This is a genomic window from Leclercia adecarboxylata (assembly GCF_006171285.1).
Lineage (GTDB): Bacteria > Pseudomonadota > Gammaproteobacteria > Enterobacterales > Enterobacteriaceae > Enterobacter > Enterobacter barmai.
The window spans coordinates 1,509,961-1,533,859 of the sequence record NZ_CP040889.1 but is presented as its reverse complement, the minus strand read 5'-3'; the positions used below and the strand labels follow the sequence as shown (position 1 = coordinate 1,533,859).

The following is a 23,899-nucleotide window of genomic DNA, read 5'->3' as shown; positions in this document are numbered from 1 at the left end:
TTCCTGCAAAGAGACGGGTTTTTACGGGCGTATTTAATGTGATAATCATAAGATATCTGGTGCGGGAGACGCTCAAAAGCCAGCTGGCGATACTCTTCATCCTGCTTCTGATCTTTTTCTGTCAGAAACTGGTGAGGATCCTCGGCGCGGCTGTCGATGGCGAAATTCCCACAAATCTGGTGCTTTCTCTGCTTGGGTTGGGCGTGCCTGAAATGGCGCAGCTTATCCTGCCACTTAGCCTTTTCCTCGGACTGCTGATGACGCTCGGTAAACTCTATACCGAAAGCGAAATCACGGTCATGCATGCCTGCGGTCTGAGCAAAGCGGTGCTGGTTAAAGCCGCCATGATCCTGGCGCTGTTTACCGGCATCGTGGCCGCCGTGAACGTCATGTGGGCCGGTCCTGTCTCTTCTCGTCATCAGGACGAAGTGCTGGCCGAAGCGAAAGCCAACCCCGGCATGGCCGCACTGGCCCAGGGCCAGTTCCAGCAGGCGACTGACGGTAACTCCGTGCTGTTTATCGAAAGCGTGGATGGCAGCCGTTTCAACGAAGTGTTCCTCGCGCAGATCCGCACCAAGGGCAACGCCCGTCCCTCCGTGGTGGTGGCCGACTCCGGTCAGCTCGCCCAGGGTAAAGACGGTTCGCAGATTGTGACCCTGAACAAAGGTACCCGCTTCGAAGGAACGGCGATGCTGCGTGATTTCCGCATCACCGATTTCCAGAACTATCAGGCGATTATTGGCCATCAGGCGGTTGCGCTGGATCCTACCGATACTGAACAGATGAGCATGCGCACGCTGATCAATACCGATACCAATCGCGCCCGTGCGGAGCTGCACTGGCGCATCACGCTGGTATTCACCGTATTTATGATGGCGTTGATGGTGGTGCCGCTCAGCGTGGTGAATCCACGTCAGGGCCGCGTGCTCTCCATGTTGCCTGCGATGCTGCTTTATCTGGTGTTCTTCCTGCTGCAGACCTCGATCAAATCGAACGGTGGTAAAGGAAAAATTGACCCGGTTATCTGGACCTGGGTGATTAACGGACTCTATCTGCTGTTGGCCGTCGCCCTCAACATGTGGGACACCGTGCCGATGCGCCGTGTACGGGCCCGGTTTACGCGTAAAGGAGCGGTGTAATGCAGGCGTTTGGCGTTCTTGACCGCTATATCGGTAAAACCATCTTTACCACCATCATGATGACGTTGTTCATGCTGGTGTCGCTCTCCGGCATCATTAAGTTTGTCGACCAGCTGAAAAAGGCCGGGCAGGGGAGCTACGATGCCATGGGCGCGGGGATGTATACCCTGCTCAGCATTCCAAAAGACGTGCAGATCTTCTTCCCGATGGCGGCGCTGTTAGGGGCGCTACTGGGGCTGGGGATGCTGGCCCAGCGCAGTGAGCTGGTGGTGATGCAGGCCTCCGGCTTTACCCGCATGCAGGTAGCGCTGTCCGTCATGAAAACCGCGATCCCGTTGGTGCTGTTGACCATGGCGATGGGCGAGTGGGTTGCGCCACAGGGCGAACAGATGGCGCGTAACTACCGCGCGCAGCAGATGTACGGCGGCTCGCTGCTCTCTACCCAGCAGGGGCTGTGGGCGAAAGACGGGAATAACTTTGTCTATATCGAGCGCGTCACCGGCGACAGCACTCTTGGCGGCGTGAGCATCTACAGCTTTAACGACCAGCGTCGTCTGCAGGCGGTGCGTTACGCCGCGACGGCCGCCTTTGATGCCGATAAAAAGGTCTGGCGTCTGTCGCAGGTGGATGAGTCAAACCTGCAGGATCCAAAACAGATCACCGGGTCGCAAACCGTCTCCGGCACCTGGAAAACCAACCTGACGCCGGACAAGCTCGGTGTGGTGGCGCTGGACCCGGATGCGCTCTCCATCAGCGGTCTGCACAACTACGTGAAGTACCTGAAGTCGAGCGGCCAGGATGCCGGTCGTTATCAGCTCAACATGTGGAGCAAGGTCTTCCAGCCGCTCTCGGTGGCGGTGATGATGCTGATGGCGCTGTCGTTTATCTTCGGTCCGCTGCGTAGCGTTCCTATGGGCGTGCGGGTCGTGACGGGCATCAGCTTCGGCTTTGTCTTCTACGTCCTCGATCAGATTTTCGGTCCACTGACCCTGGTGTACGGCATACCGCCGGTGATCGGCGCGCTGCTGCCGAGCGCCTCTTTCTTCCTGATCAGCCTCTGGCTGTTACTGAAGCGCTCCTGACCCTTCTCGCCTCGCTTCCCCGCCCGGGAAGTGAGGCGCATCCTCTGTTTTACCCCTCACTTTTTTGCACAACCTTCAACGTCTTGCCTGGAATTTGAGTATTATTGTGCGATGACGTCGTGAAGAGATCCCCTATGAAGCAAATTCGGTTACTGGCGCAATACTATGTCGATCTGATGATGAAGCTTGGCCTGGTGCGCTTCTCCCTGCTGCTGGCGCTGGCGCTGGTGGTGCTGGCGATTGTGGTGCAGATGGCCATTACCATGGTGCTGCACGGCCAGGTGGAAAGCATCGACCTGATTCGTTCCATTTTCTTTGGCCTGCTGATTACCCCGTGGGCGGTCTATTTTCTCTCGGTGGTGGTTGAACAGCTGGAAGAGTCCCGCCAGCGGCTGACCCGGGTAGTAGAAAAGCTGGAGGAGATGCGCGAGCGCGACCTGAAGCTCAACGTCCAGCTTAAAGACAACATTGCCCAGCTGAACCAGGAGATCTCAGACCGCGTGAAGGCGGAGGCCGAGCGCCAGACCACGCTGGAACAGCTGAAAATCGAGATGAAAGAGCGCGAACAGACGCAAATCCAGCTCGAGCAGCAATCTTCTTTCCTGCGCTCTTTCCTGGATGCCTCACCGGATCTGGTCTTCTATCGCAACGAAGACAAAGAGTTCTCCGGCTGTAACCGGGCGATGGAACTCCTGACCGGCAAAAGTGAAAAACAGCTCGTCAGCCTGCGCCCGCAGGACGTCTACTCCCCCGAAGCGGCCGCCAAAGTTATCGAAACCGATGAGAAGGTGTTCCGCCATAACGTCTCCCTGACCTATGAGCAGTGGCTCGACTACCCGGACGGGCGTAAAGCCTGCTTCGAAATCCGTAAAGTGCCGTACTACGACCGCGTCGGGAAACGCCACGGGCTGATGGGCTTCGGGCGTGATATTACCGAGCGGAAGCGCTATCAGGATGCGCTGGAGCGCGCCAGCCGGGATAAAACCACCTTTATCTCCACCATCAGCCATGAGCTGCGTACTCCGCTTAACGGTATCGTCGGGTTAAGCCGCATTCTGCTCGACACCGAACTGACCGGCGAGCAGGAGAAATATCTTAAAACCATCCATGTTTCGGCGGTGACGCTCGGCAATATCTTCAACGATATTATTGATATGGATAAGATGGAGCGACGTAAAGTCCAGCTGGATAACCAGCCGGTGGACTTCACCAGCTTCCTTGCCGATCTGGAAAACCTCTCTGGCCTGCAGGCGCAGCAGAAAGGGCTACGCTTTGTGATGGAACCGACCCTGCCGTTGCCGCACAAGGTGGTCACCGACGGCACGCGCCTGCGTCAGATCCTGTGGAACCTGATCAGCAACGCGGTCAAATTTACTCAGAACGGTCAGGTGGCGGTTCGCGTGCGCTACGGCGAGGGCGAGATGCTGCATTTCGAAGTGGAAGATTCCGGGATCGGTATTCCGCAGGAGGAGCAGGATAAAATCTTCGCCATGTATTATCAGGTCAAAGACAGCAAGGGGGGCAAACCTGCCACCGGCACCGGCATTGGCCTGGCGGTATCGCGCCGCTTGGCGAAGAGCATGGGGGGCGACATTACGGTCTCCAGCAACCCAGGGCACGGCTCCGTGTTTAAGCTGAGCGTGCGTGCCCCGGCCGTGGCGGAAGAGGTTGAAGATACCTTTGCTCACGACGATATGCCGCTGCCCGCCCTGCACGTGCTGCTGGTAGAAGATATCGAGCTGAACGTGATTGTGGCGCGCTCGGTGCTGGAGAAACTCGGCAGCAGCGTCGATGTTGCCATGACCGGTAAAGCCGCGCTGGAGATGTTCACGCCGGGCGAGTACGACCTGGTGCTGCTGGATATTCAGCTGCCGGACATGACCGGGCTGGACATCTCGCGTGAGCTGACGAGCCGTTACGCCAGCGACGAACTGCCGCCGCTGGTGGCGCTGACCGCCAACGTGCTGAAGGACAAAAAAGAGTACCTGGACGCGGGTATGGACGATGTGCTGAGCAAACCGCTGGCGGTACCTGCCTTAACCGCCATGATTAAGAAGTTCTGGGACACCTGTGACGAAGAGGAGAGCACCATGACGACGGTAGATACAGAGAAAGCGAAGTCTTTGCTGGATATCGACATGCTTGAGCAGTACATCGATCTGGTTGGTCCGAAGTTGATCACCGACGGCCTGGCGATTTTCGAGAAGATGATGCCGGGTTATTTGAACGTGCTGGAGTCCAACCTGACGGCGCGGGATCAGAAAGGCATCGTGGAAGAAGGCCATAAGATCAAAGGCGCGGCCGGGTCGGTGGGTTTGCGTCATCTGCAACAGCTCGGCCAACAGATTCAGTCCCCGGATTTACCGGCGTGGGAAGACAACGTAGGTGAATGGGTTGAAGAGATGAAGCAGGAGTGGCAGAACGATGTGGCCGTGCTGAAAGCCTGGGTGGAGAGCAGAAAAAAATGACCCCGGCTAAACCGGGGTGCGCGAATACTGCGCCAACACCAGGGAAATCTTGGCTGCGCCTGAATATAAAGATGTTTTTGTCGTAGATGGCGTAGCCGGAAAATTTAGGCCGCACGCAGTTAAGATAGCAAATCTTAAATACTTTGTTACATGAATCAGTTAAATGTGTGAAGCACACCGTTTTAATCAGAATTTTTAATGCGCATTTAACATTTTTCGAGAGGGATCGCATGATGAAAAAGGTTGGTGTAGTCCTGAGCGGCTGTGGAGTTTACGACGGTTCAGAAATTCATGAGGCCGTTCTGACGCTGCTGGCCCTGGCGCGTAACGGTGCCGAAGCGGTCTGTTTTGCACCGGATAAAGCCCAGTCAGACGTGATCAACCACCTGACCGGCGAAACGATGGCCGAAAGCCGTAATGTCCTCGTTGAGGCAGCACGGATCGCACGTGGAGAGGTTCGCCCGCTCAGCGAGGCCCTGGCCGCTGAACTGGATGCGCTGATTGTGCCGGGCGGTTTTGGTGCGGCCAAGAATCTGAGTGATTTTGCCCGGCAGGGCAGTGCCTGCCGGGTAGATAACGATTTAAAAGCGCTGGCCCTGCAGATGCATGAGGCAGGCAAGCCGCTGGGCTTTATCTGTATCGCTCCCGCGATGCTGCCGGCCATTTTTGATAAACCGCTGCGCCTGACCATCGGGACTGATATCGATACCGCCGAGGTCATTGAGGATATGGGCGGTGAACATATCCCTTGTCCGGTGGACGATATCGTGGTCGATGAAGAGAACAGGATCGTGACCACGCCCGCTTACATGCTGGCGCAAACCATCGCGGAAGCCGCGACGGGTATCGAGAAGCTGGTCACCCGCGTGCTGGTGCTTGCTGAATGAGGTTAAAGCGTCCTAAAGCTGGCTGGTTAAGACGGATCGTCATTCGCATTCTGCTGGTCATGGCGGTTTTCTGGGGCGGGGGTATCGCCTTGTTTAGCTTCCTGCCAGTGCCGTTTTCAGCGGTGATGGTTGAACGTCAGCTGGGTAACTGGCTGAGCGGCAATTTCAGCTACATCGCCCACTCTGACTGGGTGAGTATGGATGAGATCTCTCCCTGGATGGGGCTGGCCGTGATTGCCGCCGAAGATCAAAAATTCCCTGAACACTGGGGATTCGACGTCGGGGCGATTGAGAAGGCGTTAGCGCATAACGAGCGCAACGAGAGCCGCATTCGGGGGGCATCGACGCTTTCTCAGCAGACGGCGAAAAACCTGTTTCTATGGGACGGGCGCAGCTGGATAAGAAAGGGCTTTGAAGCCGGGCTGACGCTGGGTATCGAAACGGTGTGGAGTAAAAAACGGATCCTGACGGTCTATCTGAATATCGCGGAGTTTGGCGAGGGTGTGTTTGGCGTTGAAGCCGCGTCGCAGCGCTATTTCAACAAACCAGCCAGCCGTCTGACGGCGTCGGAGGCCGCGCTGCTGGCGGCTGTGTTACCGAATCCGATCCGCTTTAAGGCCAGCGCGCCATCAGGCTATGTACGCAGCCGTCAGGCGTGGATCCTGCGCCAGATGCGCCAGCTGGGTGGCGAAGGCTTTATGCAGGCTAATAAGCTGCATTAATCTTCATCAAATCCGGCGTTAAACAACGCAATCACCGCCGCCAGCGCCTCGACTTCCTGCGGGCCGGTGGCTTCGATTTCAATCTGACGGCCCTTCGCCGAATCCAGCATCAGCAGAGCAATTACGCTGTTGGCTTCGGCTTCGGTGCCTTCGTCATTACGCAGCAGAACTTCCGCGTCAAACCCCTGCATCAGTTCAAATAACTTCATCGCCGGGCGTGCGTGCATGCCCAGCTTGTTGGTGATTTCAACGGTCTGCTTTACGGTCATGTTTTACGTTTTTCCAGCGTACGATGACGGGACTGCACGTTTTTACCGCGCGAGCGGAAATAGTCAGCCAGTTGCTCAGCAATATAGACCGAACGGTGTTTGCCCCCGGTACAGCCAATCGCCACCGTTAAGTAGCTGCGATTGTTTGTCTCGAGCATTGGCAACCAGAGTTCAAGATAGCTGCGCGTCTGATAGATAAAGTTATGCACTTCCGTATGTCTGTCAAGGAACGCGGCGACGGGCTTATCGAGGCCGGTCATCGGACGCAGCTTCGGATCCCAGTGCGGGTTCGGTAAGAAGCGCACGTCGAACACGTAGTCTGCATCGATTGGAATGCCGTGCTTAAAGCCGAACGATTCAAAGACCATCGTCAGTTCGCGTTCGCGTTTGCCCAGCAGACGGGTACGCAGCATCTCCGCCAGTTCATGGACCGACATTTCAGAGGTGTCGACGATCAGATCGGCGCGGGAGCGCAGCGGCTCCAGCAAATCGCTCTCCTGGTCGATAGCGCTTTCCAGCGACAGGTTTTTGCTGGAGAGCGGATGCAGGCGGCGGGTATCGCTGTAGCGACGGATCAGCGTGTTGCGATCGGCGTCAAGGAACAGAAGCTGAGGTGAAAATGCTTCCGGCAAGCTGCTCATCGCCTGCTCAAAGATCTCCGGCGATTCAGGCATATTACGAACGTCGATGCTGACCGCGGCAGAAATCTGCCGATCCGCCAGCGAACGCGCCAGGTCGGGCAGCAGCACCACCGGCAGGTTATCCACGCAGTAAAAGCCCATATCTTCCAGCGCGCGCAGGGCGACCGATTTTCCGGACCCCGAACGCCCGCTGACGATCATCAGCACCATGTACCGTTTCTCCTCAGGACTACAGATGTCAAAGCCATCACCCGATTACGCATCATCCTGATTGCCTTCCGTTTCCGTAATAATTTGATAGAGCTCTTCGTCGCTCTGCGCCGCACGCAAACGGCGACAGATGGTTTTATCCGCCAGACGTTTGGCCACCAGCGAAAGCGTATGCAGATGCGTTTTAGTCTGATCGGCTGGCACCAGCAGGGCAAACAGCAGATCGACAGGCTGGTTATCAATGGCATCAAAGGCGATAGGTGTTTCCAGTTGAACAAACACCCCTACAGCACGCAGAGTATCCTCTTCCAGTTTGCCATGGGGAATGGCGATGCCGTTGCCGATGCCGGTACTGCCCATTTTCTCACGGGTCAGGATCGCTTCAAAGACCACTTGTGGCGGCAGGCTCAGCTGTTTTGCGGCCAGTTCACTGATGATCTCCAGCGCACGTTTTTTGCTCTGGCAGTGAACGGCACTGCGGGTACATTCCTGATTAAGGACACTGCTCAGTTGTAGAGTGGAATCGTTATTCATCATAATTTCACCTAAGCGCTAACTGTACAAAGGGCCCGTTGTGTTTCACAACAGGCCGACCTGCACCCGTTAACTGCCCGGACAATTAGTGTTGTTTCAGTTTATCTTTATGTTTGTTTAGCTGTCGTGCCAGCTTGTCGATCAAGCCGTCGATAGCCGCGTACATGTCCTGCCCTTCCGCACTGGCATGGATTTCGCCCCCGTTGACGTGCAGGGTAGCATCCGAGATATGAGTCACTTTTTCCACTTTTAACACAACGTAGACCTGGTTGATCCTCTCAAAATACTGCTCGAGCTTGGCGAATTTAGTATTCACAAAATCGCGCAGGGCCTCAGTGATCTCGACGTTATGTCCAGTGATGTTGAGCTGCATAGTGTCTTCCTTATCGGTTGTGTCAGACCAGTTGTTTACGCTGGTTTGACGGCGGAATGGATAAAGACTCTCGATACTTCGCAACAGTGCGGCGTGCCACCATGATACCTTGTTCGGACAGCATGGTGGTCAACTTACTGTCACTCAGTGGTTTCGCGGGGTTTTCCGCGGCGATTAACTTTTTCACCAGCGCCCGGATCGCCGTCGACGAGGCTTCGCCGCCGCCTTCGGTGTTGACATGGCTGGAGAAAAAATACTTAAGCTCAAAAATACCGCGCGGGCTGTGAAGATACTTCTGCGTCGTCACGCGTGAAATTGTCGATTCGTGCATCTCGACGGCCTGGGCAATATCGGCCAGCACCATCGGCTTCATAAACTCTTCACCCTGCTCAAAAAACGCCTGCTGCTGCTCGACGATGCAGCGGCTGACGCGCAGCAGGGTATCATTGCGGCTCTCCAGGCTTTTGATCAGCCAGCGTGCCTCCTGCAGATTGCTGCGGATAAACTGGTTATCCGAGTCGTTGCGGGAGCTGGTGCACATTGAGGCGTACTGCTGATTAATTTGCAGGCGGGGGATGCTGTCGGAATTCAGCTCCACGGTCCACAGACCGTTATGCTTACGCACCAGCACATCAGGAATGACATACTCGGGCTCGCTGGTCTGGATGGACTGCCCCGGGCGCGGATCCAGCGACTGAATCAGATTGACCGCTTCTTTCAGCACCTCTTCTTTCAGTCGCGTCACACGCATCAGTGAACGGAAGTCGTGGTTGGCCAGCAGATCCAGATGTTCGCTGATGATAAGCCGGGCCTCTTCCAGCCACGGGGTCTCTTTCACAAACTGCGAAAGCTGAATCAGCAGACAATCGCGCAAATCGCGCGCGGCGACGCCGATCGGGTCAAAACGCTGCACGCGTTTCAGAACCGCTTCGACCTCTTCAATCTCAATATCATCGTCGCCGATGCTCTCCAGGATATCGTCCAGCGACACGGTCAAATAGCCGGTCTCATCGACGGCATCCACAATGGAGGTGGCGATGGCACGATCGGTATCGGAAAACGGCGTCAGCTCCACCTGCCACATCAGGTAATCCTGCAGCGACTGGGTGGTTTCACCCTGATACACCGGTAACTCGTCATCCTGATAGTCTGCCCGCGTGCCGGATGGGGTTCCGGCGGTGTAGATCTCATCCCAGCTGGCATCGAGCGGGAGTTCGTCAGGCATCTCTTTCTGCTCTAACGCATCAACCGTGTCGAGGGTTTCGTTATCCTGGGTTTGCTGAGTTTCTACCTCGTCGTGAAGATCGGTTTGCTCGAGGAGGGGGTTACTGTCCAGCGCTTGCTGGAGCTCCTGCTGAAGTTCCAGCGTCGACAGCTGCAACAGACGAATGGCCTGTTGTAACTGCGGCGTCATGGCCAGCTGTTGGCTGAGCCTTAATTGCAAACCTTGCTTCATGTTCAGAGCATTTTTCTCCGTTTACGCGAGACTTAGCTTCTACCCTATCAGAGTCTGAAGTCTTCCCCAAGGTACACGCGCTTAACATGATCGTCTTCGAGGATCTGCTGCGGGGTACCGTGGGCGATAAGATGGCCCTGGCTGACGATATAAGCACGCTCACACACCGCCAGCGTTTCGCGCACGTTGTGGTCGGTGATAAGAACGCCAAGACCACTGTCCCGCAGATGCTCAATAATACGTTTGATATCAATAACCGAAATCGGGTCTACACCGGCAAAAGGTTCATCGAGCAGAATAAATTTCGGATTGGCTGCCAGCGCGCGGGCAATTTCCACACGGCGGCGTTCACCACCGGAAAGCGCCTGACCCAGGCTGTCGCGCAGGTGCTCAATATGGAACTCTTCCATCAGCTCGTTGGCGCGATCCTGACGCTGCTCAGAGGTCAAATCATCGCGGATCTGCAGTACGGCCATCAGGTTGTCGTAAACGCTCAGACGGCGAAAAATCGAGGCTTCCTGCGGCAGATAGCCGATGCCGCGACGCGCACGCGCGTGCAGGGGCAGCAGGCTGATATCTTCATCATCAATGATGATGTTACCCGCATCGCGCGGCACAATGCCCACAACCATGTAAAACGTGGTGGTTTTACCCGCACCGTTAGGACCCAACAGGCCGACAATCTCGCCGGAGTTAACGGTCAAACTGACATCTTCCACTACGCGGCGGCCCTTATAGGCTTTGGCGAGATTCTTTGCAGTTAATGTTGCCATAACGAATTAGTTACTCTTTTTCTGTGCCGGGGCCTGAGTGCTGTTTTTGTCCTGCAGCTGCGATGGAACCAGTACGGTAGTCACGCGTTTGCCTTTTTCACTGAAGGCCTGCATTTTTTGTTCTTTAACCAGGTAAGTGATCTTGTCGCCCGTGATGTTGCTGTCGAGCTGCTCCAGGTACGCATTACCGGTAAGAATCACAAAATCTTTCGCCAGCTCGTAGTGCATCTGGGAAGCGTGGCCTTTCACCGGCTTACCGTTATCCTGCATCTGGTAGAAGGTGGCCGGGTTGCCGTAGCCATCGATAATCTCTTTTCCGTCCTCACCGCCAGGACGCGTCACCACGACTTTATCGGCGTTGATTTTGATGGTGCCCTGAGTCACGACCACATTGCCGGTAAAGGTCACCACGTTGCCCTGCATATCGAGTGATTGCGTGTCAGATTCGATATGGATCGGCTGCTCGGTATCACCCGTCACAGCAAGCGCAGGAAGGCTGAGGGCCAGCAGCGCGCCGGCTATAACACTATTAAGGCTGAGTTTGTTTGCTTGGAATTTCATAGGAGGTTCTAACCTTTTCAATCAGCTCTGCGTTCTTGCTGCGTAAGTTCCCGCGCATTCTCAGACCGCTGGAATTAAATGTTGTGCCGTATAACGTAACCAGATCCTGCGAGGTTACATCCTGCGTCACAAGGTTTATCTGTGCGTTATCGGTTGTGATTTTGCGCAGCTGCGAATCGGCGGTCAGCGCATTCACTTCAACATGACCATACAGATAAAGCATACGGTCATTCGTCAGTTTTGCCCGGTCTGATTTAATCGACCACGTCGGGATCTTATTGGTATCAAACGTGGTCATCACCGGTTGGGTAAACCACGAGACGCCCTGTTCGGAAAAATACTCAACGTGCTGAGCGATAAGGCGGTAATTCAGCGCCCCTTCGGGGCTGTAAACGACGGTATCGCTGTGATCGCTTTTATACGTCGGATCGTTCGTGTTGACCGTCGGCGCTTGTTCGTCGTCCCGGTCAGCGAGATTCACGCCAATCAGTACCAGTGCAACAAGCGTTAGCAGAATAATAACCCAACGTCTGGTTTTACTCATATCGATTGCCCTTTGGCCTCATCAAGCTTACCTTGCGCCAGCAGCAACAGGTCGCAGACTTCTCGTACTGCGCCACGGCCACCGTTGATACGGGTGACATAGTCAGCGCGCGGGATCAAAAGCGGATGGGCATCGGCCACGGCGATGCTGAGTCCCACTTCTGCCATTACTGGCCAGTCAATAAGATCGTCTCCGACATAGGCGATATTTTCCGGCGCAATGGCAAGTTTACCAAGTAAGTCCCTGAAAGCGACCATCTTATCGGATTGCCCCTGATAGAGATGTGTAATGCCCAGCGTTTCGCACCGATCTTCTACCAGTTTAGCCTTACGTCCGGTAATGATGGCAACTTCTATGCCAGACGTCAGGGCACAGCGAATGCCGTAGCCATCACGTACGTTGAACGCTTTCAGCTCTTCGCCATCATTGCCCATATAAACCAGACCATCAGAGAGCACGCCATCCACATCCAGGATCAGCAGGCGAATCTTTTCAGCTTGCGACATCATTTGCGCACTTACCGGGCCATAACAGGTTGCAAGGGAAGCACCCGTATTAATCATTGTCTTATCCTTCATTACACTACGCCAGCGCGCAGAAGATCATGCATATGTACCACACCCAGCAACTGGTCGCCATCTGCAACCATAACGGAGGTGATATGGCGGGACTGCATCAGGTTCAGCACTTCGACGGCAAGCGTGCCGGAACGCACCCGAATGCCGCCTGTGGTCATGACATCGGCGATACCCAGCTTGCGGACATCCACGCCCATATCAAATACCCGACGCAAATCCCCGTCGGTGAAGATCCCGTCAATCTTCCACTGGTCATTGCAGATGACGGTCATGCCCAGGTTTTTGCGGGTAATTTCCAGCAGCGCATCGCGCAGGGAGGCATCTTTACTGACGTGTGGGATTTCATCGCCAGTATGCATGATGTCATTCACGCGCAGCAGCAACTTACGCCCCAGCGCACCGCCGGGGTGGGAGAGGGCGAAATCTTCAGCGGTAAAGCCGCGCGCTTCAAGCAGGGCGACGGCCAGCGCATCACCCATGACCAGCGCGGCAGTGGTGCTGGAGGTCGGCGCCAGCCCCAGGGGGCAGGCTTCTTTTGGCACTTTGACGCACAGGTGAATATCCGCGGCGCGCGCCATGCTGCTCTCGGGGCGGCTGGTGATGCAGATAAGCGGAACCTGCAGGCGCTTTAGCACCGGGATCAGCGCCAGGATCTCATTCGATTCGCCCGAGTTGGATAACGCAATGACGATATCCTGGGATGAAACCATGCCCAGATCGCCGTGCGCCGCTTCGCCAGGGTGAACGAAAAACGCGGTCGTACCGGTACTGGCGAAGGTAGCGGCCATTTTACGGCCAATGTGGCCGGATTTGCCCATCCCCATCACCACGACTTTACCGGTGCAGTGGAAAAGTTTCTCACACGCAAGGCTAAAGTCATGATTGATATATTGATCTAACTGCGCCAGACCTTCACGTTCAATCTCCAGAACCTGTTTTCCTGCTTTCTGAAAGTCAAAACCCGGCTGCAATTCTATTTGCGACATAATGCGTTTCCGTTTACCCAGAGAGAAGCGGCGAGAGCCAGTACAGCATCGCCATCCATACGACAAATCCCACCGTCAGCAGCGCGCCAGCACCCTGACCAATCTGCCTTTTTCGCCGCCAGCAGAGCAGGGCGAAGATTGCGCTGACGACCACCATTACCCCGTAGTCTCGGCTGAACGCGAGCGGATTGAACGCGCCAGGGGCAATCAGGGCAGGCAGGCCAAGCACAATGGCAATATTGAAAATATTGGCGCCGATGATATTGCCAATCGCCATGTCGTCCTCGCCCTTACGCGCCCCGGCGATAGCCGTCGCGAGTTCGGGGAGACTGGTGCCAATGGCAATCACCGTCAGGCCGATAGTCAATTCGCTCATGGCGAAATAGTTGGCCAGCACCGTGGCGTTATCAACAATCATCTGCGTCGCCATGGGCATGATGATTAATGCCACGCCCAGCCAGAGCAGCGCGACGGGTAAATTTCCCTCACGCGGCAACTCTGCTACCTGTTCACGGGTTAAGGTGTCACTGCCTTGCTTTTCTGCCGCTCGGGCAAGCTTGACGATATACAACAGCCAGATGACCGCCAGCGCCAGCAAGAAAATGCCGTCGCTAAAGGTTAACTGCCCGTCATATAACACGTAACCCGCCAGCAGGCTGACAATTAACATTAGCGGCAATTCACGCCGCAGAACATCAGAATGCACGCGAAATGGATGCAGTAGCGCAGCAAGGCCCAGGATGAGCAAAATGTTGACGATATTGGAGCCAATAGCCGTTCCCACGGCAAGATCGACCTGATCGTGCATCGAGGCGGCGGCAGAGACAATGATCTCCGGCAGGGAGGTGCCGACGCTGACCACTGTCATCCCTATAATTAGCGGGGGAACGCCCAATAAACGACAGAGTATTGATGCGGAGAACACCAGACGGTCGGCACTGTAGACCACCAAAAGTAAACCAATTATTAACAGTGCCGTTGCAAGAAGCATCAAAAGTCCTTTCTTCAGGTATACTCGCCGGTCCACCGAGAAAAAAATCTCTGCCGCTGCATACTGTCTGTGGGCGTAACGAATTCCTAATTTTGACTTTATGCGCTGTAAAAGTAAAACAAATGCCAGCTTTCGCTTACCCCCAGAGGTAATATTCTGTAAAAATGTTGGGTTTGCGGCGAAATCAGGCATCAAGCCGATCCTGAACCGGCAACAGAAAGGAAATGTACATGAGCCTGAATGAGGCGAATTTAGTCGATGTCCGTGGCGTCAGCTTCACGCGCAGCAGCCGGGTCATTTTTGACAATATCTCTCTCACCGTGCCACGCGGTAAAATTACCGCCATCATGGGCCCGTCCGGCATTGGTAAAACGACATTATTGCGCCTGATTGGTGGTCAGATCCCGCCAGCGCAGGGCGAAATCCTCTTTGATGGCGAAAATATCCCGGCGATGTCGCGCTCGCGCCTTTATACCGTGCGTAAACGCATGAGCATGCTGTTTCAGTCCGGCGCGCTATTTACTGACATGAACGTCTTCGATAATGTCGCCTACCCGCTGCGTGAACATACGCACCTGCCGCCGGAGCTGTTAAAGAGCACCGTCATGATGAAGCTCGAGGCCGTAGGTCTGCGCGGCGCGGCGAAACTGATGCCTTCCGAACTCTCTGGCGGGATGGCCCGTCGTGCGGCCCTGGCGCGCGCCATTGCGCTGGAACCCGATTTGATCATGTTCGACGAGCCGTTCGTCGGGCAAGATCCCATCACCATGGGCGTGCTGGTCAAACTGATCTCTGAACTGAACAGCGCGCTGGGTGTAACCTGTATCGTGGTCTCTCACGACGTACCCGAAGTGCTGAGCATTGCCGACTACGCCTATATCGTAGCGGATAAGAAAATTGTGGCGCACGGTAGCGCCCAGTCATTGCAGACCAACAGCGATGCGCGAGTCCGTCAGTTCCTTGACGGCATTGCAGATGGCCCGGTGCCGTTCCGTTATCCGGCGGGTGATTATCATAAAGATTTATTGGGAATAGGGAGTTAAGCCACTCATGCTGTTAAATGCGTTGGCCTCTCTCGGACACCGTGGCATAAAAACCATCAGGACGTTCGGGCGTGCCGGGTTGATGTTATTCAATGCGCTGGTCGGGAAACCGGAATTCCGCAAACATGCCCCTTTGCTGGTACGCCAGCTGTATAATGTCGGCGTGCTGTCGATGCTCATTATCATTGTTTCCGGGGTCTTCATCGGCATGGTGCTGGGGCTGCAGGGCTATCTGGTTCTCACCACCTACAGCGCAGAAACCAGCCTCGGTATGCTGGTGGCGCTCTCCCTGCTGCGTGAGCTGGGGCCGGTGGTCGCTGCGCTGCTGTTCGCAGGGCGTGCCGGTTCGGCGCTGACGGCGGAAATCGGCCTGATGCGGGCCACCGAGCAGCTCTCCAGTATGGAGATGATGGCCGTGGATCCGCTGCGCCGGGTGATCTCACCGCGCTTCTGGGCGGGCATGATCTCCCTGCCGTTGTTGACTATCCTCTTTGTCGCGGTCGGGATCTGGGGCGGTTCGATGGTTGGCGTCCAGTGGAAAGGGATTGATGCCGGTTTCTTCTGGTCAGCGATGCAGGGTGCCGTTGACTGGCGTCTGGACCTGGTTAACTGCCTGATTAAAAGCGCGGTATTTGCCGTGACAATCACCTGGATTGCGCTGTTCAACGGCTACGATGCGATCCCGACGTCTGCCGGGATCAGCCGGGCAACCACTCGCACCGTTGTTCATTCGTCGCTGGCCATACTGGCACTGGATTTTGTGCTCACCGCACTGATGTTTGGGAAATGAGTTCATGCAAACGAAAAAAGTAGAAATTTGGGTAGGCGTATTTGTGTTGCTGGCACTGCTGGCAGCGCTGTTTTTAAGTTTTAAAGTGGCCGATGTGACGACCATCCGTACCGAGCCGACATACCGCGTTTATGCCACTTTCGATAATATCGGTGGCCTGAAGAGCCGTTCACCGGTGCGTATTGGCGGGGTGGTAGTAGGGCGCGTTGCCGATATCACGCTGGATGAGAAAACCTACCTGCCGCGCGTCGCGCTGGATATCGAAGAGCGCTACAACCATATCCCGGATACCAGCTCCCTTTCTATCCGTACATCCGGCCTGTTAGGTGAACAATATCTGGCCCTGAACATCGGTTTTGAAGATCCCGAGCTGGGAACGACTATCCTGAAAGACGGTGGTGTCATTCAGGATACAAAATCAGCCATGGTGCTGGAAGATATGATTGGTCAGTTCCTTTACAACAGTAACAGTAAAGGGGGTGACGAGAATCAGGCTGCGCAAACCCCTGCGCAGAGTGACATTACGCCGCCTGTTGGCACGACGAATTCATCTCAGGAGAAGTAATTCATGATTAAACGACTGTTAATGGTTGCCATGTTGATGATTGCCCCTCTGACTGCAGCTAACGCAGCCGATCAGAGCAATCCTTATCAACAGATGAATGAGGCAGCAAAGAAAACCTTCGATCGCCTCAAAAACGAGCAGCCTAAGATCCGTTCCAACCCCGATTACCTGCGTGACGTGGTCGATCAGGAGCTGCTGCCGTATGTGCAGGTGAAATATGCCGGTGCACTGGTGCTGGGCCGTTACTACAAAGACGCCACGCCAGCACAGCGTGAAGCCTATTTCACTGCATTCCGTGAATATCTGAAGCAGGCTTACGGCCAGGCACTGGCGATGTACCACGGCCAGACGTATCAGATCGCGCCGGAACAGCCGCTGGGTTCCGCTACTATCCTGCCTATCCGTGTGACCATCGTCGATCCGAACGGTCGTCCGCCAGTGCGTCTGGATTTCCAGTGGCGTAAGAACACCCAGACCGGTAACTGGCAGGCCTACGACATGATTGCAGAAGGCGTCAGCATGATTACCACCAAGCAGAACGAATGGAGCGATCTGCTGCGTACCAAGGGTATCGATGGTCTGACTGCACAGCTGAACAGCATCGCACGTCAGAAAATTACCCTGGAAGGGAACAAGTAATATGTCGCAGCTGAGCTGGACCCGTGAGGGTGAGACGTTACTCCTCTCAGGCGAGCTGGATCAGGATTATCTGAATCCTCTCTGGGATGCGCGTGAAGATGCCATGAAGGGTGTTTCCCGTATCGACCTGAGCGGTATCTCTCGCGTGGATACGGCGGGTGTGGCGCTGCTGGTTCACCTGGTGTCAACGGGCAAGCGGCAGGGCGCACAGGTGACGCTTTCGGGCGTCAGCGACAACGTCGTCACGCTGGCCCAGCTCTATAATCTGCCGGAAGACGTATTGCCTCGCTAATTTTTTCAGTACGTTACTATCAAAAGCCCTGACAGTTTCATCGTCGGGGCTTTTTGCTTGTTTAAGACCGCGTCACTTTGCTCTAAGATGTTGGGCTTGTTTTCACTACCAGATGATATAGAACCCATGGAAAATCATGAAATCCAGACAGTGCTGATGAACGCACTCGCCCTTCAGGAAGCCCACGTCTCCGGCGACGGCAGCCATTTTCAGGTTATTGCTGTGGGTGAGATTTTTGACGGCATGAGCCGCGTGAAGAAGCAGCAGGCTGTCTATGCGCCGCTGATGGAATATATCGCGGATAATCGTATCCATGCCCTGTCGATCAAAGCGTTTACCCCAACTGAGTGGGCACGCGATCGCAAACTAAACGGTTTTTGAGCTGAGGGTGGTTTGCCCGCAGCACGGTTGAATTCATACAGAGAGTAATCACATGGACAAATTTCGTGTTCAGGGGCCTACGCGCCTCCAGGGCGAAGTCACAATTTCCGGCGCCAAAAACGCCGCGCTGCCAATTCTCTTCGCCGCACTGCTCGCGGAAGAGCCGGTAGAGATCCAGAACGTACCCAAGCTGAAAGACATTGATACCACCATGAAGCTGCTCGGCCAGCTGGGTACCAAGGTTGAGCGTAATGGATCCGTGTGGATCGATGCCAGCAACGTGAACAACTTCTCTGCGCCGTACGACCTGGTGAAGACCATGCGCGCCTCTATCTGGGCGCTGGGTCCGCTGGTGGCACGTTTTGGCCAGGGTCAGGTCTCTCTGCCGGGCGGTTGCGCTATTGGCGCGCGTCCGGTCGATCTGCACATTTTTGGCCTGGAGAAGCTGGGCGCAGAAATTAAGCTGGAAGAGGGCTACGTTAAGGCGTCCGTGAATGGCCGTCTGAAGGGCGCGCACATCGTGATGGACAAGGTAAGCGTTGGCGCTACCGTCACCATCATGTCTGCGGCCACGCTGGCTGAAGGTACCACCATCATCGAGAACGCCGCGCGCGAGCCGGAGATCGTGGATACCGCAAACTTCCTGAACACGCTCGGAGCGAAGATCACCGGCCAGGGCACCGACCGTATCACCATTGAAGGCGTTGCACGCCTGGGTGGCGGCGTGTATCGCGTCCTGCCTGACCGTATCGAAACCGGGACCTTCCTGGTCGCTGCAGCTATCTCCGGCGGTAAAATCGTCTGCCGTAACGCCCAGCCTGATACCCTTGATGCGGTTCTGGCCAAGCTGCGTGAAGCGGGTGCCGATGTTGAAACCGGCGAAGACTGGATCAGCCTGGATATGCACGGTAAGCGTCCGAAGGCCGTCAACGTGCGTACTTCTCCGCATCCGGCATTCCCAACCGATATGCAGGCGCAGTTCACTCTGCTGAACCTGGTGGCGGAAGGGACGGGTGTGATCACCGAAACGATCTTTGAAAACCGCTTTATGCACGTGCCGGAACTGATCCGTATGGGCGCGCACGCTGAGATCGAAAGCAACACCGTGATTTGTCATGGCGTTGAAAAACTGTCCGGTGCTCAGGTGATGGCAACGGATCTGCGTGCATCTGCGAGCCTGGTGCTGGCGGGTTGTATTGCGGAAGGTACTACGCTGGTGGATCGTATTTATCACATCGATCGCGGCTATGAACGCATCGAAGATAAACTGCGCGCACTGGGTGCCAACATTGAGCGTGTGAAGGGCGAGTAATCGTCCTGGCAGCCCCCTGCCGTATCGACCGGGGGGTTGCTATTCCCGTCTAACAGAGCGTCACTCCTGGCGCTCTTTGCCTTCTCTTTTCTGCCGCATCATGCGCGTTCTGTCGACAAATTCGTGGGTGAGCGGATCGTGGTAGCGCGATGGCCAGATGATCCAGGGGTCGGTGCCGAGCGCCGTGGCAATGATCAGTTCTCCCTTCGGCCAGGGACGCGTCAGCGCATTTGCCAGGGTAGAAGAACTAAGACCATTTCGGCGGGATTCTGCAGCCAGTGATGTTCCCTTTTTACGCAGCGCGGCGATAATGTCAGCCGAGTGCCAGTCGGTAAATTTCTTATCCATTCAGCAATCCCTCTGTTCTGGTATGAGTACGTCATTTCCTCTTAAATGACAGTGTTACTATACCTACTTCGAACATCGGTTCTAAAAAGTTCGCATTACACGAAGCCACATTCGGATTTTGCCAAGGCTTTATTCATGCGGTCTGTAAGCGAATTATTTAACAATTTACCGGAATAAGATTTGGAACTTATTAGAACTCTCTTTTCACGTAAAAGAGAGTTCATGGGTAATTATCGATCGCGCTGAACAGCGATATGCGCGAGGCCGATTAGGGCATCTCGCCATGGACTGTCAGGAATAACCTGGAGGGCGGCAATGGCTTTATCAGCCTCTTCCTCTGCACGCTGGCGCGTCCACTCCAGAGAACCACAGGTTGCCATTGCTTCCAGTACCGGTTCCAGAAGGTGCCGGCCGTTTCCTTGCTCAATGGCTTCGCGGATGAGCTTTGCCTGCTCAGGGGTGCCGTTACGCATGGCATGTAGCAGCGGCAGTGTCGGTTTACCTTCGTTGAGGTCATCACCAACGTTTTTGCCGAGCGTCTCGCCATCGGCGCTGTAGTCGAGCAGATCGTCAATCAGCTGGAAGGCGGTGCCAAGGTAGCGCCCGTAATCCTGCAGCCCGCGTTCCTGCTCGTCAGTACAGCCAGCAAGAATACCGGAGCACTGCGCAGCGGCCTCGAACAGACGCGCGGTTTTGCTGTAGATCACCCGCATGTAGTTCTCTTCGGTGATGTCCGGATCGTTGACGTTCATCAGCTGCAGAACTTCGCCTTCCGCGATAACGTTCACCGCTTTGGACATCACTTCAAGGATCTTCAACGATCCCAGGCTGGTCATCATCTGGAAGGCACGCGTATAGATAAAATCGCCTACCAGCACGCTGGCGGCATTACCAAACGCGGCGTTGGCGGTGGCCTTGCCACGACGCATGTCGGACTCATCGACGACGTCATCATGCAGCAACGTGGCGGTATGAATAAATTCGATCAGCGCCGCGATCGTGACGTGGGCATTGTCCTGATAGCCGACCGCGCGAGCGGCCAGCACAGCGATCATCGGACGGATGCGTTTGCCCCCGCCGCTGACGATGTAATAGCCCAACTGATTGATTAGGGAAACGTCAGAATCGAGCTGTTCCAGGATTGCTGCATTCACACCCGCCATATCTTGCGCGGTTAACTCATTGATTTTTTCTAAATTCATCGCAAAAGCCGGGCTTGTAGTCCTGTTTACCACATATCAAATGGGCTAACGAAGGGTTCGGTTTATCAATAGTAGCGCTGATTGTACTGAAAAAACGCGGCAGATAAACGTTACCGTACGCGTTGTGTTTTTTTTCTTCATGTATTGACTGTAGCACTTGTCAAAGGCTCGCGTTTTGCGTAATATTCGCGCCCTATTGTGAATATTTATAGCGCACTCTGAATCACACGAGGATGTGCGCGGAAGCGGAGTTTATATGTACGCGGTTTTCCAAAGTGGTGGTAAACAACACCGAGTAAGCGAAGGTCAGACCGTTCGCCTGGAAAAGCTGGACATCGCAACTGGCGAATCTGTTGAATTCGCTGAAGTTCTGATGATCGCAAACGGTGAAGAAGTCAAAATCGGCGTTCCTTTCGTTGATGGCGGCGTTATCAAAGCTGAAGTTGTTGCTCATGGTCGTGGCGAGAAAGTTAAAATCGTTAAGTTTCGTCGTCGTAAACACTACCGTAAGCAGCAGGGCCACCGTCAGTGGTTCACTGATGTGAAAATTACTGGCATCAGCGCCTAAGACCTGAGGAGAGATTTAAATGGCACATAAAAAGGCTGGCGGCTCCACACGTAACGGTCGCGATTCAGAAGCTAAACGCCTTGGCGTTAAGCGTTTCGGTGGCGAAACCGTTCTGGCGGGTAGCATCATCGTTCGTCAGCGTGGCACCAAATTCCACGCTGGTAACAACGTAGGTTGCGGTCGTGACCACACTCTGTTTGCTAAAGCAGACGGTAAAGTGAAATTTGAAGTTAAAGGCCCGAACAACCGTAAATACATCAGCATTGTTGCTGAGTAAGGTTTTCTCGGTCCGGTAACGGATTAAAGCCCCGCAACCTGTTGCGGGGCTTTTTACATTGGAAACCCGGTAATTTTTTCTGTAGGGAAAACGGGCATGAAGCAGCAGGCCGGCATTGGTATTCTTTTGGCGCTCACGACCGCAATGTGCTGGGGTGCGCTGCCAATTGCAATGAAGCAGGTACTGGAAGTGATGGAGCCGCCAACGGTGGTGTTCTACCGCTTCCTGATGGCCGGCATTGGGTTGGGGATTATCCTGGCGATAAAAGGTAAGCTTCCCCCTCTGCGCATCTTTCGTAAGCCACGCTGGCTGGTAATGCTGGCGATTGCGACGGGCGGCCTGTTTGGCAACTTCATTTTGTTCAGCTCTTCCCTGCAGTACCTCAGTCCCACGGCCTCGCAGGTTATTGGTCAGCTTTCACCGGTAGGCATGATGGTTGCCAGCGTCTTCATCCTTAAAGAGAAGATGCGCGGCACGCAGATTATCGGGGCGCTGATGCTTCTCTGCGGTCTGGTGTTGTTCTTCAATACCAGCCTGATAGAAATTTTTACCCGTCTGACGGATTACACTTGGGGTGTGATTTTCGGCGTGGGTGCGGCGGCGGTGTGGGTGAGTTATGGCGTCGCGCAAAAGGTGTTATTGCGCCGTCTGGCGTCACAGCAGATCCTGTTTTTGCTGTACACTTTATGTACAATTGCACTGTTGCCGCTGGCGAAGCCGGGTGTGATTACCCAGCTTAGCGACTGGCAGCTGGCGTGTCTGATCTTTTGTGGTCTGAACACGCTAGTGGGCTATGGTGCCCTGGCTGAAGCGATGGCGCGCTGGCAGGCAGCGCAGGTGAGCGCGCTGATTACCCTGACGCCTCTGTTTACACTGTTATTTTCAGATTTATTATCAATGGCCTGGCCCGATTTCTTCGTCAAACCGATGTTAAACCTGTTGGCTTATCTCGGTGCGTTTGTCGTGGTTGCGGGCGCGATGTATTCCGCCATTGGTCATCGTCTTTGGGGACGTTGGCGCAAAAGTGAAGCGGTCGTAGTGTCCCCCGCTCAGGCGAATGATTTACGGAGAGTAAAATGAAGTTTGTTGATGAAGCAACGATCCTGGTCGTGGCAGGTGATGGCGGTAATGGTTGCGTTAGCTTCCGCCGTGAAAAATACATTCCGCGTGGCGGCCCTGACGGCGGCGACGGCGGTGACGGCGGTGACGTATGGCTTGAAGCTGACGAGAACCTCAACACCCTGATCGATTATCGTTTTGAAAAATCTTTCCGTGCTGAGCGTGGCCAGAACGGCCAGAGTCGTGACTGTACCGGTAAACGTGGTAAAGACGTTACGGTTAAAGTTCCTGTCGGTACGCGCGTCATCGATCAGGGCACTGGCGAAACCATGGGTGACATGACCAAACACGGTCAGCGCCTGATGGTTGCTAAAGGCGGCTGGCACGGTCTGGGCAATACCCGTTTCAAATCTTCCGTTAACCGTACTCCGCGTCAGAAAACGATGGGTACACCGGGCGATAAGCGCGATCTGCAGCTGGAGCTGATGCTGCTGGCTGACGTCGGTATGCTGGGGATGCCGAATGCGGGTAAATCTACCTTCATCCGCGCCGTCTCTGCAGCTAAACCGAAAGTGGCTGACTATCCGTTTACGACCCTGGTACCAAGCCTCGGCGTGGTGCGTATGGACAACGAGAAGAGCTTCGTGGTGGCCGACATCCCGGGCCTGATCGAAGGCGCTGCCGAAGGGGCGGGCTTAGGTATTCGCTTCCTGAAGCACCTTGAGCGTTGCCGCGTTCTGCTGCATCTCATCGATATCGATCCGATCGACGGTTCCGATCCGGTAGAAAACGCCCGTATCATTATTGGCGAGCTGGAAAAATACAGCGATAAACTGGCTGCCAAGCCGCGCTGGCTGGTCTTCAACAAGATTGACCTGATGGACAAAGCTGAAGCCGAAGCGAAGGCGAAAGCCATTGCTGAAGCGATGGGCTGGGAAGATAAGTACTATCTCATCTCTGCGGCAAGCCAGATGGGCGTAAAAGACCTGTGCTGGGATGTGATGACCTTTATCATCGAGAACCCGGTTACCCAGGCAGAAGAAGCGAAACAGCCTGAAAAAGTCGAATTCATGTGGGATGACTACCACCGCGAGCAGCTCGAAGAGCAGGCGGAAGCAGAAGACGACGAAGACTGGGATGACGACTGGGATGAAGACGACGAAGAAGGCGTCGAGTTCATCTATAAGCGTTAAGACGGTCATGAGCCCC

The 23,899-nt window shown here is 55.0% G+C and carries 29 protein-coding genes; 16 read left to right on the top strand and 13 right to left on the bottom strand.

The annotated features are described in order from the left end of the window. Nucleotides 1-38: 38 nt before the first annotated feature. From lptF to mtgA, 5 genes are all read left to right on the top strand, one after another. Nucleotides 39-1,139, top strand: coding sequence for an LPS export ABC transporter permease LptF (gene lptF / locus FHN83_RS09065; RefSeq protein ID WP_039031620.1), 1,101 nt, complete (start codon nucleotides 39-41; stop codon nucleotides 1,137-1,139). Then, on the top strand, nucleotides 1,139-2,221 hold the full coding sequence (gene lptG, locus FHN83_RS09060; protein WP_039031621.1) for an LPS export ABC transporter permease LptG: 1,083 nt from the start codon (nucleotides 1,139-1,141) through the stop codon (nucleotides 2,219-2,221). The genes lptF and lptG overlap by 1 nt, the downstream gene beginning before the upstream one ends. 134 nt (nucleotides 2,222-2,355) lie before the next feature. Further along, nucleotides 2,356-4,689 (top strand): aerobic respiration two-component sensor histidine kinase ArcB, encoded by a 2,334-nt coding sequence (gene arcB, locus FHN83_RS09055; RefSeq protein ID WP_139563706.1) that lies wholly within the window; start codon nucleotides 2,356-2,358, stop codon nucleotides 4,687-4,689. 233 nt (nucleotides 4,690-4,922) lie between these two features. Beyond that, entirely contained in the window at nucleotides 4,923-5,576 is a 654-nt protein-coding gene (gene elbB, locus FHN83_RS09050; RefSeq protein WP_139563705.1) for an isoprenoid biosynthesis glyoxalase ElbB, read from the top strand. Continuing rightward, nucleotides 5,573-6,298: a monofunctional biosynthetic peptidoglycan transglycosylase gene (gene mtgA / locus FHN83_RS09045; RefSeq protein ID WP_139563704.1), complete on the top strand. Its 726-nt coding sequence runs from the start codon at nucleotides 5,573-5,575 to the stop codon at nucleotides 6,296-6,298. Before elbB ends, mtgA begins: the two co-directional genes overlap by 4 nt. On the opposite strand, the gene npr is transcribed toward mtgA, so the two are convergent. From npr to FHN83_RS08990, 11 genes are all read right to left on the bottom strand, one after another. Further along, nucleotides 6,295-6,567 (bottom strand): PTS phosphocarrier protein NPr, encoded by a 273-nt coding sequence (gene npr / locus FHN83_RS09040; protein ID WP_032614489.1) that lies wholly within the window; start codon nucleotides 6,565-6,567, stop codon nucleotides 6,295-6,297. The two genes, mtgA and npr, sit on opposite strands and share 4 nt — an antisense overlap. Next, the gene (gene rapZ, locus FHN83_RS09035; protein WP_039031624.1) at nucleotides 6,564-7,418 is read right to left on the bottom strand and encodes an RNase adapter RapZ; all 855 of its coding nucleotides are present in this window, start codon (nucleotides 7,416-7,418) and stop codon (nucleotides 6,564-6,566) included. Before rapZ ends, npr begins: the two co-directional genes overlap by 4 nt. A gap of 45 nt (nucleotides 7,419-7,463) precedes the next feature. After that, nucleotides 7,464-7,955 (bottom strand): PTS IIA-like nitrogen regulatory protein PtsN, encoded by a 492-nt coding sequence (gene ptsN, locus FHN83_RS09030; RefSeq protein WP_039031625.1) that lies wholly within the window; start codon nucleotides 7,953-7,955, stop codon nucleotides 7,464-7,466. 82 nt (nucleotides 7,956-8,037) lie between these two features. Continuing rightward, a complete protein-coding gene (gene hpf, locus FHN83_RS09025) occupies nucleotides 8,038-8,325 on the bottom strand; it encodes a ribosome hibernation promoting factor (protein WP_039031626.1) in 288 nt (95 codons plus the stop codon). A 22-nt stretch (nucleotides 8,326-8,347) separates the two neighbouring features. Then, a complete protein-coding gene (rpoN, locus tag FHN83_RS09020) occupies nucleotides 8,348-9,781 on the bottom strand; it encodes an RNA polymerase factor sigma-54 (RefSeq protein WP_039031627.1) in 1,434 nt (477 codons plus the stop codon). A 47-nt stretch (nucleotides 9,782-9,828) separates the two neighbouring features. Continuing rightward, entirely contained in the window at nucleotides 9,829-10,554 is a 726-nt protein-coding gene (gene lptB / locus FHN83_RS09015; protein WP_039031628.1) for an LPS export ABC transporter ATP-binding protein, read from the bottom strand. A 6-nt stretch (nucleotides 10,555-10,560) separates the two neighbouring features. Next, nucleotides 10,561-11,115, bottom strand: a complete 555-nt coding sequence (gene lptA, locus FHN83_RS09010) for a lipopolysaccharide ABC transporter substrate-binding protein LptA (protein ID WP_039031629.1) — start codon at nucleotides 11,113-11,115, stop codon at nucleotides 10,561-10,563. Further along, on the bottom strand, nucleotides 11,084-11,659 hold the full coding sequence (gene lptC / locus FHN83_RS09005) for an LPS export ABC transporter periplasmic protein LptC (protein WP_039031630.1): 576 nt from the start codon (nucleotides 11,657-11,659) through the stop codon (nucleotides 11,084-11,086). The genes lptA and lptC overlap by 32 nt, the downstream gene beginning before the upstream one ends. Then, on the bottom strand, nucleotides 11,656-12,222 hold the full coding sequence (gene kdsC / locus FHN83_RS09000; RefSeq protein ID WP_039031836.1) for a 3-deoxy-manno-octulosonate-8-phosphatase KdsC: 567 nt from the start codon (nucleotides 12,220-12,222) through the stop codon (nucleotides 11,656-11,658). Before kdsC ends, lptC begins: the two co-directional genes overlap by 4 nt. A gap of 14 nt (nucleotides 12,223-12,236) precedes the next feature. Then, nucleotides 12,237-13,223 (bottom strand): arabinose-5-phosphate isomerase KdsD, encoded by a 987-nt coding sequence (gene kdsD, locus FHN83_RS08995; protein WP_039031631.1) that lies wholly within the window; start codon nucleotides 13,221-13,223, stop codon nucleotides 12,237-12,239. Nucleotides 13,224-13,236: 13 nt separating this feature from the next. After that, entirely contained in the window at nucleotides 13,237-14,214 is a 978-nt protein-coding gene (locus FHN83_RS08990) for a calcium/sodium antiporter (protein ID WP_039031632.1), read from the bottom strand. 230 nt (nucleotides 14,215-14,444) lie between these two features. Here FHN83_RS08990 and mlaF point away from each other — a divergent pair, with 230 nt between their 5' ends. The 7 genes from mlaF (at nucleotide 14,445) to murA (ending at nucleotide 19,236) form a co-directional block, all read left to right on the top strand. Further along, nucleotides 14,445-15,257: a phospholipid ABC transporter ATP-binding protein MlaF gene (gene mlaF, locus FHN83_RS08985; protein WP_039031633.1), complete on the top strand. Its 813-nt coding sequence runs from the start codon at nucleotides 14,445-14,447 to the stop codon at nucleotides 15,255-15,257. 7 nt (nucleotides 15,258-15,264) lie between these two features. Beyond that, entirely contained in the window at nucleotides 15,265-16,047 is a 783-nt protein-coding gene (gene mlaE / locus FHN83_RS08980) for a lipid asymmetry maintenance ABC transporter permease subunit MlaE (protein ID WP_039031634.1), read from the top strand. Nucleotides 16,048-16,051: 4 nt separating this feature from the next. Next, nucleotides 16,052-16,612, top strand: a complete 561-nt coding sequence (gene mlaD / locus FHN83_RS08975; protein ID WP_139563703.1) for an outer membrane lipid asymmetry maintenance protein MlaD — start codon at nucleotides 16,052-16,054, stop codon at nucleotides 16,610-16,612. Nucleotides 16,613-16,615: 3 nt separating this feature from the next. Beyond that, on the top strand, nucleotides 16,616-17,251 hold the full coding sequence (gene mlaC, locus FHN83_RS08970; RefSeq protein WP_039031635.1) for a phospholipid-binding protein MlaC: 636 nt from the start codon (nucleotides 16,616-16,618) through the stop codon (nucleotides 17,249-17,251). A 1-nt stretch (nucleotide 17,252) separates the two neighbouring features. Beyond that, on the top strand, nucleotides 17,253-17,543 hold the full coding sequence (gene mlaB / locus FHN83_RS08965) for a lipid asymmetry maintenance protein MlaB (RefSeq protein ID WP_039031636.1): 291 nt from the start codon (nucleotides 17,253-17,255) through the stop codon (nucleotides 17,541-17,543). Between the two features lie 126 nt (nucleotides 17,544-17,669). After that, nucleotides 17,670-17,924, top strand: coding sequence for a BolA family iron metabolism protein IbaG (ibaG, locus tag FHN83_RS08960; RefSeq protein WP_032614457.1), 255 nt, complete (start codon nucleotides 17,670-17,672; stop codon nucleotides 17,922-17,924). A 52-nt stretch (nucleotides 17,925-17,976) separates the two neighbouring features. Next, nucleotides 17,977-19,236 (top strand): UDP-N-acetylglucosamine 1-carboxyvinyltransferase, encoded by a 1,260-nt coding sequence (gene murA / locus FHN83_RS08955; protein WP_039031637.1) that lies wholly within the window; start codon nucleotides 17,977-17,979, stop codon nucleotides 19,234-19,236. Between the two features lie 60 nt (nucleotides 19,237-19,296). On the opposite strand, the gene sfsB is transcribed toward murA, so the two are convergent. Next, a complete protein-coding gene (gene sfsB / locus FHN83_RS08950; RefSeq protein WP_039031638.1) occupies nucleotides 19,297-19,584 on the bottom strand; it encodes a DNA-binding transcriptional regulator SfsB in 288 nt (95 codons plus the stop codon). 230 nt (nucleotides 19,585-19,814) lie between these two features. Continuing rightward, on the bottom strand, nucleotides 19,815-20,786 hold the full coding sequence (ispB, locus tag FHN83_RS08945; protein ID WP_039031639.1) for an octaprenyl diphosphate synthase: 972 nt from the start codon (nucleotides 20,784-20,786) through the stop codon (nucleotides 19,815-19,817). A 256-nt stretch (nucleotides 20,787-21,042) separates the two neighbouring features. Between ispB and rplU the strand changes: the two genes are divergently transcribed. From rplU to cgtA, 4 genes are all read left to right on the top strand, one after another. Further along, nucleotides 21,043-21,354 (top strand): 50S ribosomal protein L21, encoded by a 312-nt coding sequence (rplU, locus tag FHN83_RS08940; protein ID WP_003025032.1) that lies wholly within the window; start codon nucleotides 21,043-21,045, stop codon nucleotides 21,352-21,354. A 19-nt stretch (nucleotides 21,355-21,373) separates the two neighbouring features. Then, nucleotides 21,374-21,631, top strand: a complete 258-nt coding sequence (rpmA, locus tag FHN83_RS08935; RefSeq protein WP_007673187.1) for a 50S ribosomal protein L27 — start codon at nucleotides 21,374-21,376, stop codon at nucleotides 21,629-21,631. A 96-nt stretch (nucleotides 21,632-21,727) separates the two neighbouring features. Next, on the top strand, nucleotides 21,728-22,711 hold the full coding sequence (locus tag FHN83_RS08930; RefSeq protein ID WP_039031640.1) for a DMT family transporter: 984 nt from the start codon (nucleotides 21,728-21,730) through the stop codon (nucleotides 22,709-22,711). Beyond that, complete coding sequence (cgtA, locus tag FHN83_RS08925) at nucleotides 22,708-23,883, top strand: Obg family GTPase CgtA (protein WP_039031641.1); 1,176 nt, start codon at nucleotides 22,708-22,710, stop codon at nucleotides 23,881-23,883. Before FHN83_RS08930 ends, cgtA begins: the two co-directional genes overlap by 4 nt. The last annotated feature ends 16 nt before the right edge of the window (nucleotides 23,884-23,899 follow it).

What these genes read in the sequence shown, in the direction of transcription:
- FHN83_RS08990 (WP_039031632.1), bottom strand. Translation starts at nt 14,214, where the DNA reads ATGCTTCTTGCAACGGCACTGTTAATAATTGGTTTACTTTTGGTGGTC.
- cgtA (WP_039031641.1), top strand. Translation starts at nt 22,708, where the DNA reads ATGAAGTTTGTTGATGAAGCAACGATCCTGGTCGTGGCAGGTGATGGC.
- rpmA (WP_007673187.1), top strand. Translation starts at nt 21,374, where the DNA reads ATGGCACATAAAAAGGCTGGCGGCTCCACACGTAACGGTCGCGATTCA.
- FHN83_RS08930 (WP_039031640.1), top strand. Translation starts at nt 21,728, where the DNA reads ATGAAGCAGCAGGCCGGCATTGGTATTCTTTTGGCGCTCACGACCGCA.
- mlaC (WP_039031635.1), top strand. Translation starts at nt 16,616, where the DNA reads ATGATTAAACGACTGTTAATGGTTGCCATGTTGATGATTGCCCCTCTG.
- lptA (WP_039031629.1), bottom strand. Translation starts at nt 11,115, where the DNA reads ATGAAATTCCAAGCAAACAAACTCAGCCTTAATAGTGTTATAGCCGGC.
- mlaF (WP_039031633.1), top strand. Translation starts at nt 14,445, where the DNA reads ATGAGCCTGAATGAGGCGAATTTAGTCGATGTCCGTGGCGTCAGCTTC.
- murA (WP_039031637.1), top strand. Translation starts at nt 17,977, where the DNA reads ATGGACAAATTTCGTGTTCAGGGGCCTACGCGCCTCCAGGGCGAAGTC.
- ispB (WP_039031639.1), bottom strand. Translation starts at nt 20,786, where the DNA reads ATGAATTTAGAAAAAATCAATGAGTTAACCGCGCAAGATATGGCGGGT.
- arcB (WP_139563706.1), top strand. Translation starts at nt 2,356, where the DNA reads ATGAAGCAAATTCGGTTACTGGCGCAATACTATGTCGATCTGATGATG.
- kdsD (WP_039031631.1), bottom strand. Translation starts at nt 13,223, where the DNA reads ATGTCGCAAATAGAATTGCAGCCGGGTTTTGACTTTCAGAAAGCAGGA.
- npr (WP_032614489.1), bottom strand. Translation starts at nt 6,567, where the DNA reads ATGACCGTAAAGCAGACCGTTGAAATCACCAACAAGCTGGGCATGCAC.
- mlaD (WP_139563703.1), top strand. Translation starts at nt 16,052, where the DNA reads ATGCAAACGAAAAAAGTAGAAATTTGGGTAGGCGTATTTGTGTTGCTG.
- kdsC (WP_039031836.1), bottom strand. Translation starts at nt 12,222, where the DNA reads ATGATTAATACGGGTGCTTCCCTTGCAACCTGTTATGGCCCGGTAAGT.
- mlaB (WP_039031636.1), top strand. Translation starts at nt 17,253, where the DNA reads ATGTCGCAGCTGAGCTGGACCCGTGAGGGTGAGACGTTACTCCTCTCA.
- ibaG (WP_032614457.1), top strand. Translation starts at nt 17,670, where the DNA reads ATGGAAAATCATGAAATCCAGACAGTGCTGATGAACGCACTCGCCCTT.
- rpoN (WP_039031627.1), bottom strand. Translation starts at nt 9,781, where the DNA reads ATGAAGCAAGGTTTGCAATTAAGGCTCAGCCAACAGCTGGCCATGACG.
- lptC (WP_039031630.1), bottom strand. Translation starts at nt 11,659, where the DNA reads ATGAGTAAAACCAGACGTTGGGTTATTATTCTGCTAACGCTTGTTGCA.
- mtgA (WP_139563704.1), top strand. Translation starts at nt 5,573, where the DNA reads ATGAGGTTAAAGCGTCCTAAAGCTGGCTGGTTAAGACGGATCGTCATT.
- lptG (WP_039031621.1), top strand. Translation starts at nt 1,139, where the DNA reads ATGCAGGCGTTTGGCGTTCTTGACCGCTATATCGGTAAAACCATCTTT.
- lptB (WP_039031628.1), bottom strand. Translation starts at nt 10,554, where the DNA reads ATGGCAACATTAACTGCAAAGAATCTCGCCAAAGCCTATAAGGGCCGC.
- mlaE (WP_039031634.1), top strand. Translation starts at nt 15,265, where the DNA reads ATGCTGTTAAATGCGTTGGCCTCTCTCGGACACCGTGGCATAAAAACC.
- rapZ (WP_039031624.1), bottom strand. Translation starts at nt 7,418, where the DNA reads ATGGTGCTGATGATCGTCAGCGGGCGTTCGGGGTCCGGAAAATCGGTC.
- elbB (WP_139563705.1), top strand. Translation starts at nt 4,923, where the DNA reads ATGAAAAAGGTTGGTGTAGTCCTGAGCGGCTGTGGAGTTTACGACGGT.
- ptsN (WP_039031625.1), bottom strand. Translation starts at nt 7,955, where the DNA reads ATGATGAATAACGATTCCACTCTACAACTGAGCAGTGTCCTTAATCAG.
- sfsB (WP_039031638.1), bottom strand. Translation starts at nt 19,584, where the DNA reads ATGGATAAGAAATTTACCGACTGGCACTCGGCTGACATTATCGCCGCG.
- rplU (WP_003025032.1), top strand. Translation starts at nt 21,043, where the DNA reads ATGTACGCGGTTTTCCAAAGTGGTGGTAAACAACACCGAGTAAGCGAA.
- hpf (WP_039031626.1), bottom strand. Translation starts at nt 8,325, where the DNA reads ATGCAGCTCAACATCACTGGACATAACGTCGAGATCACTGAGGCCCTG.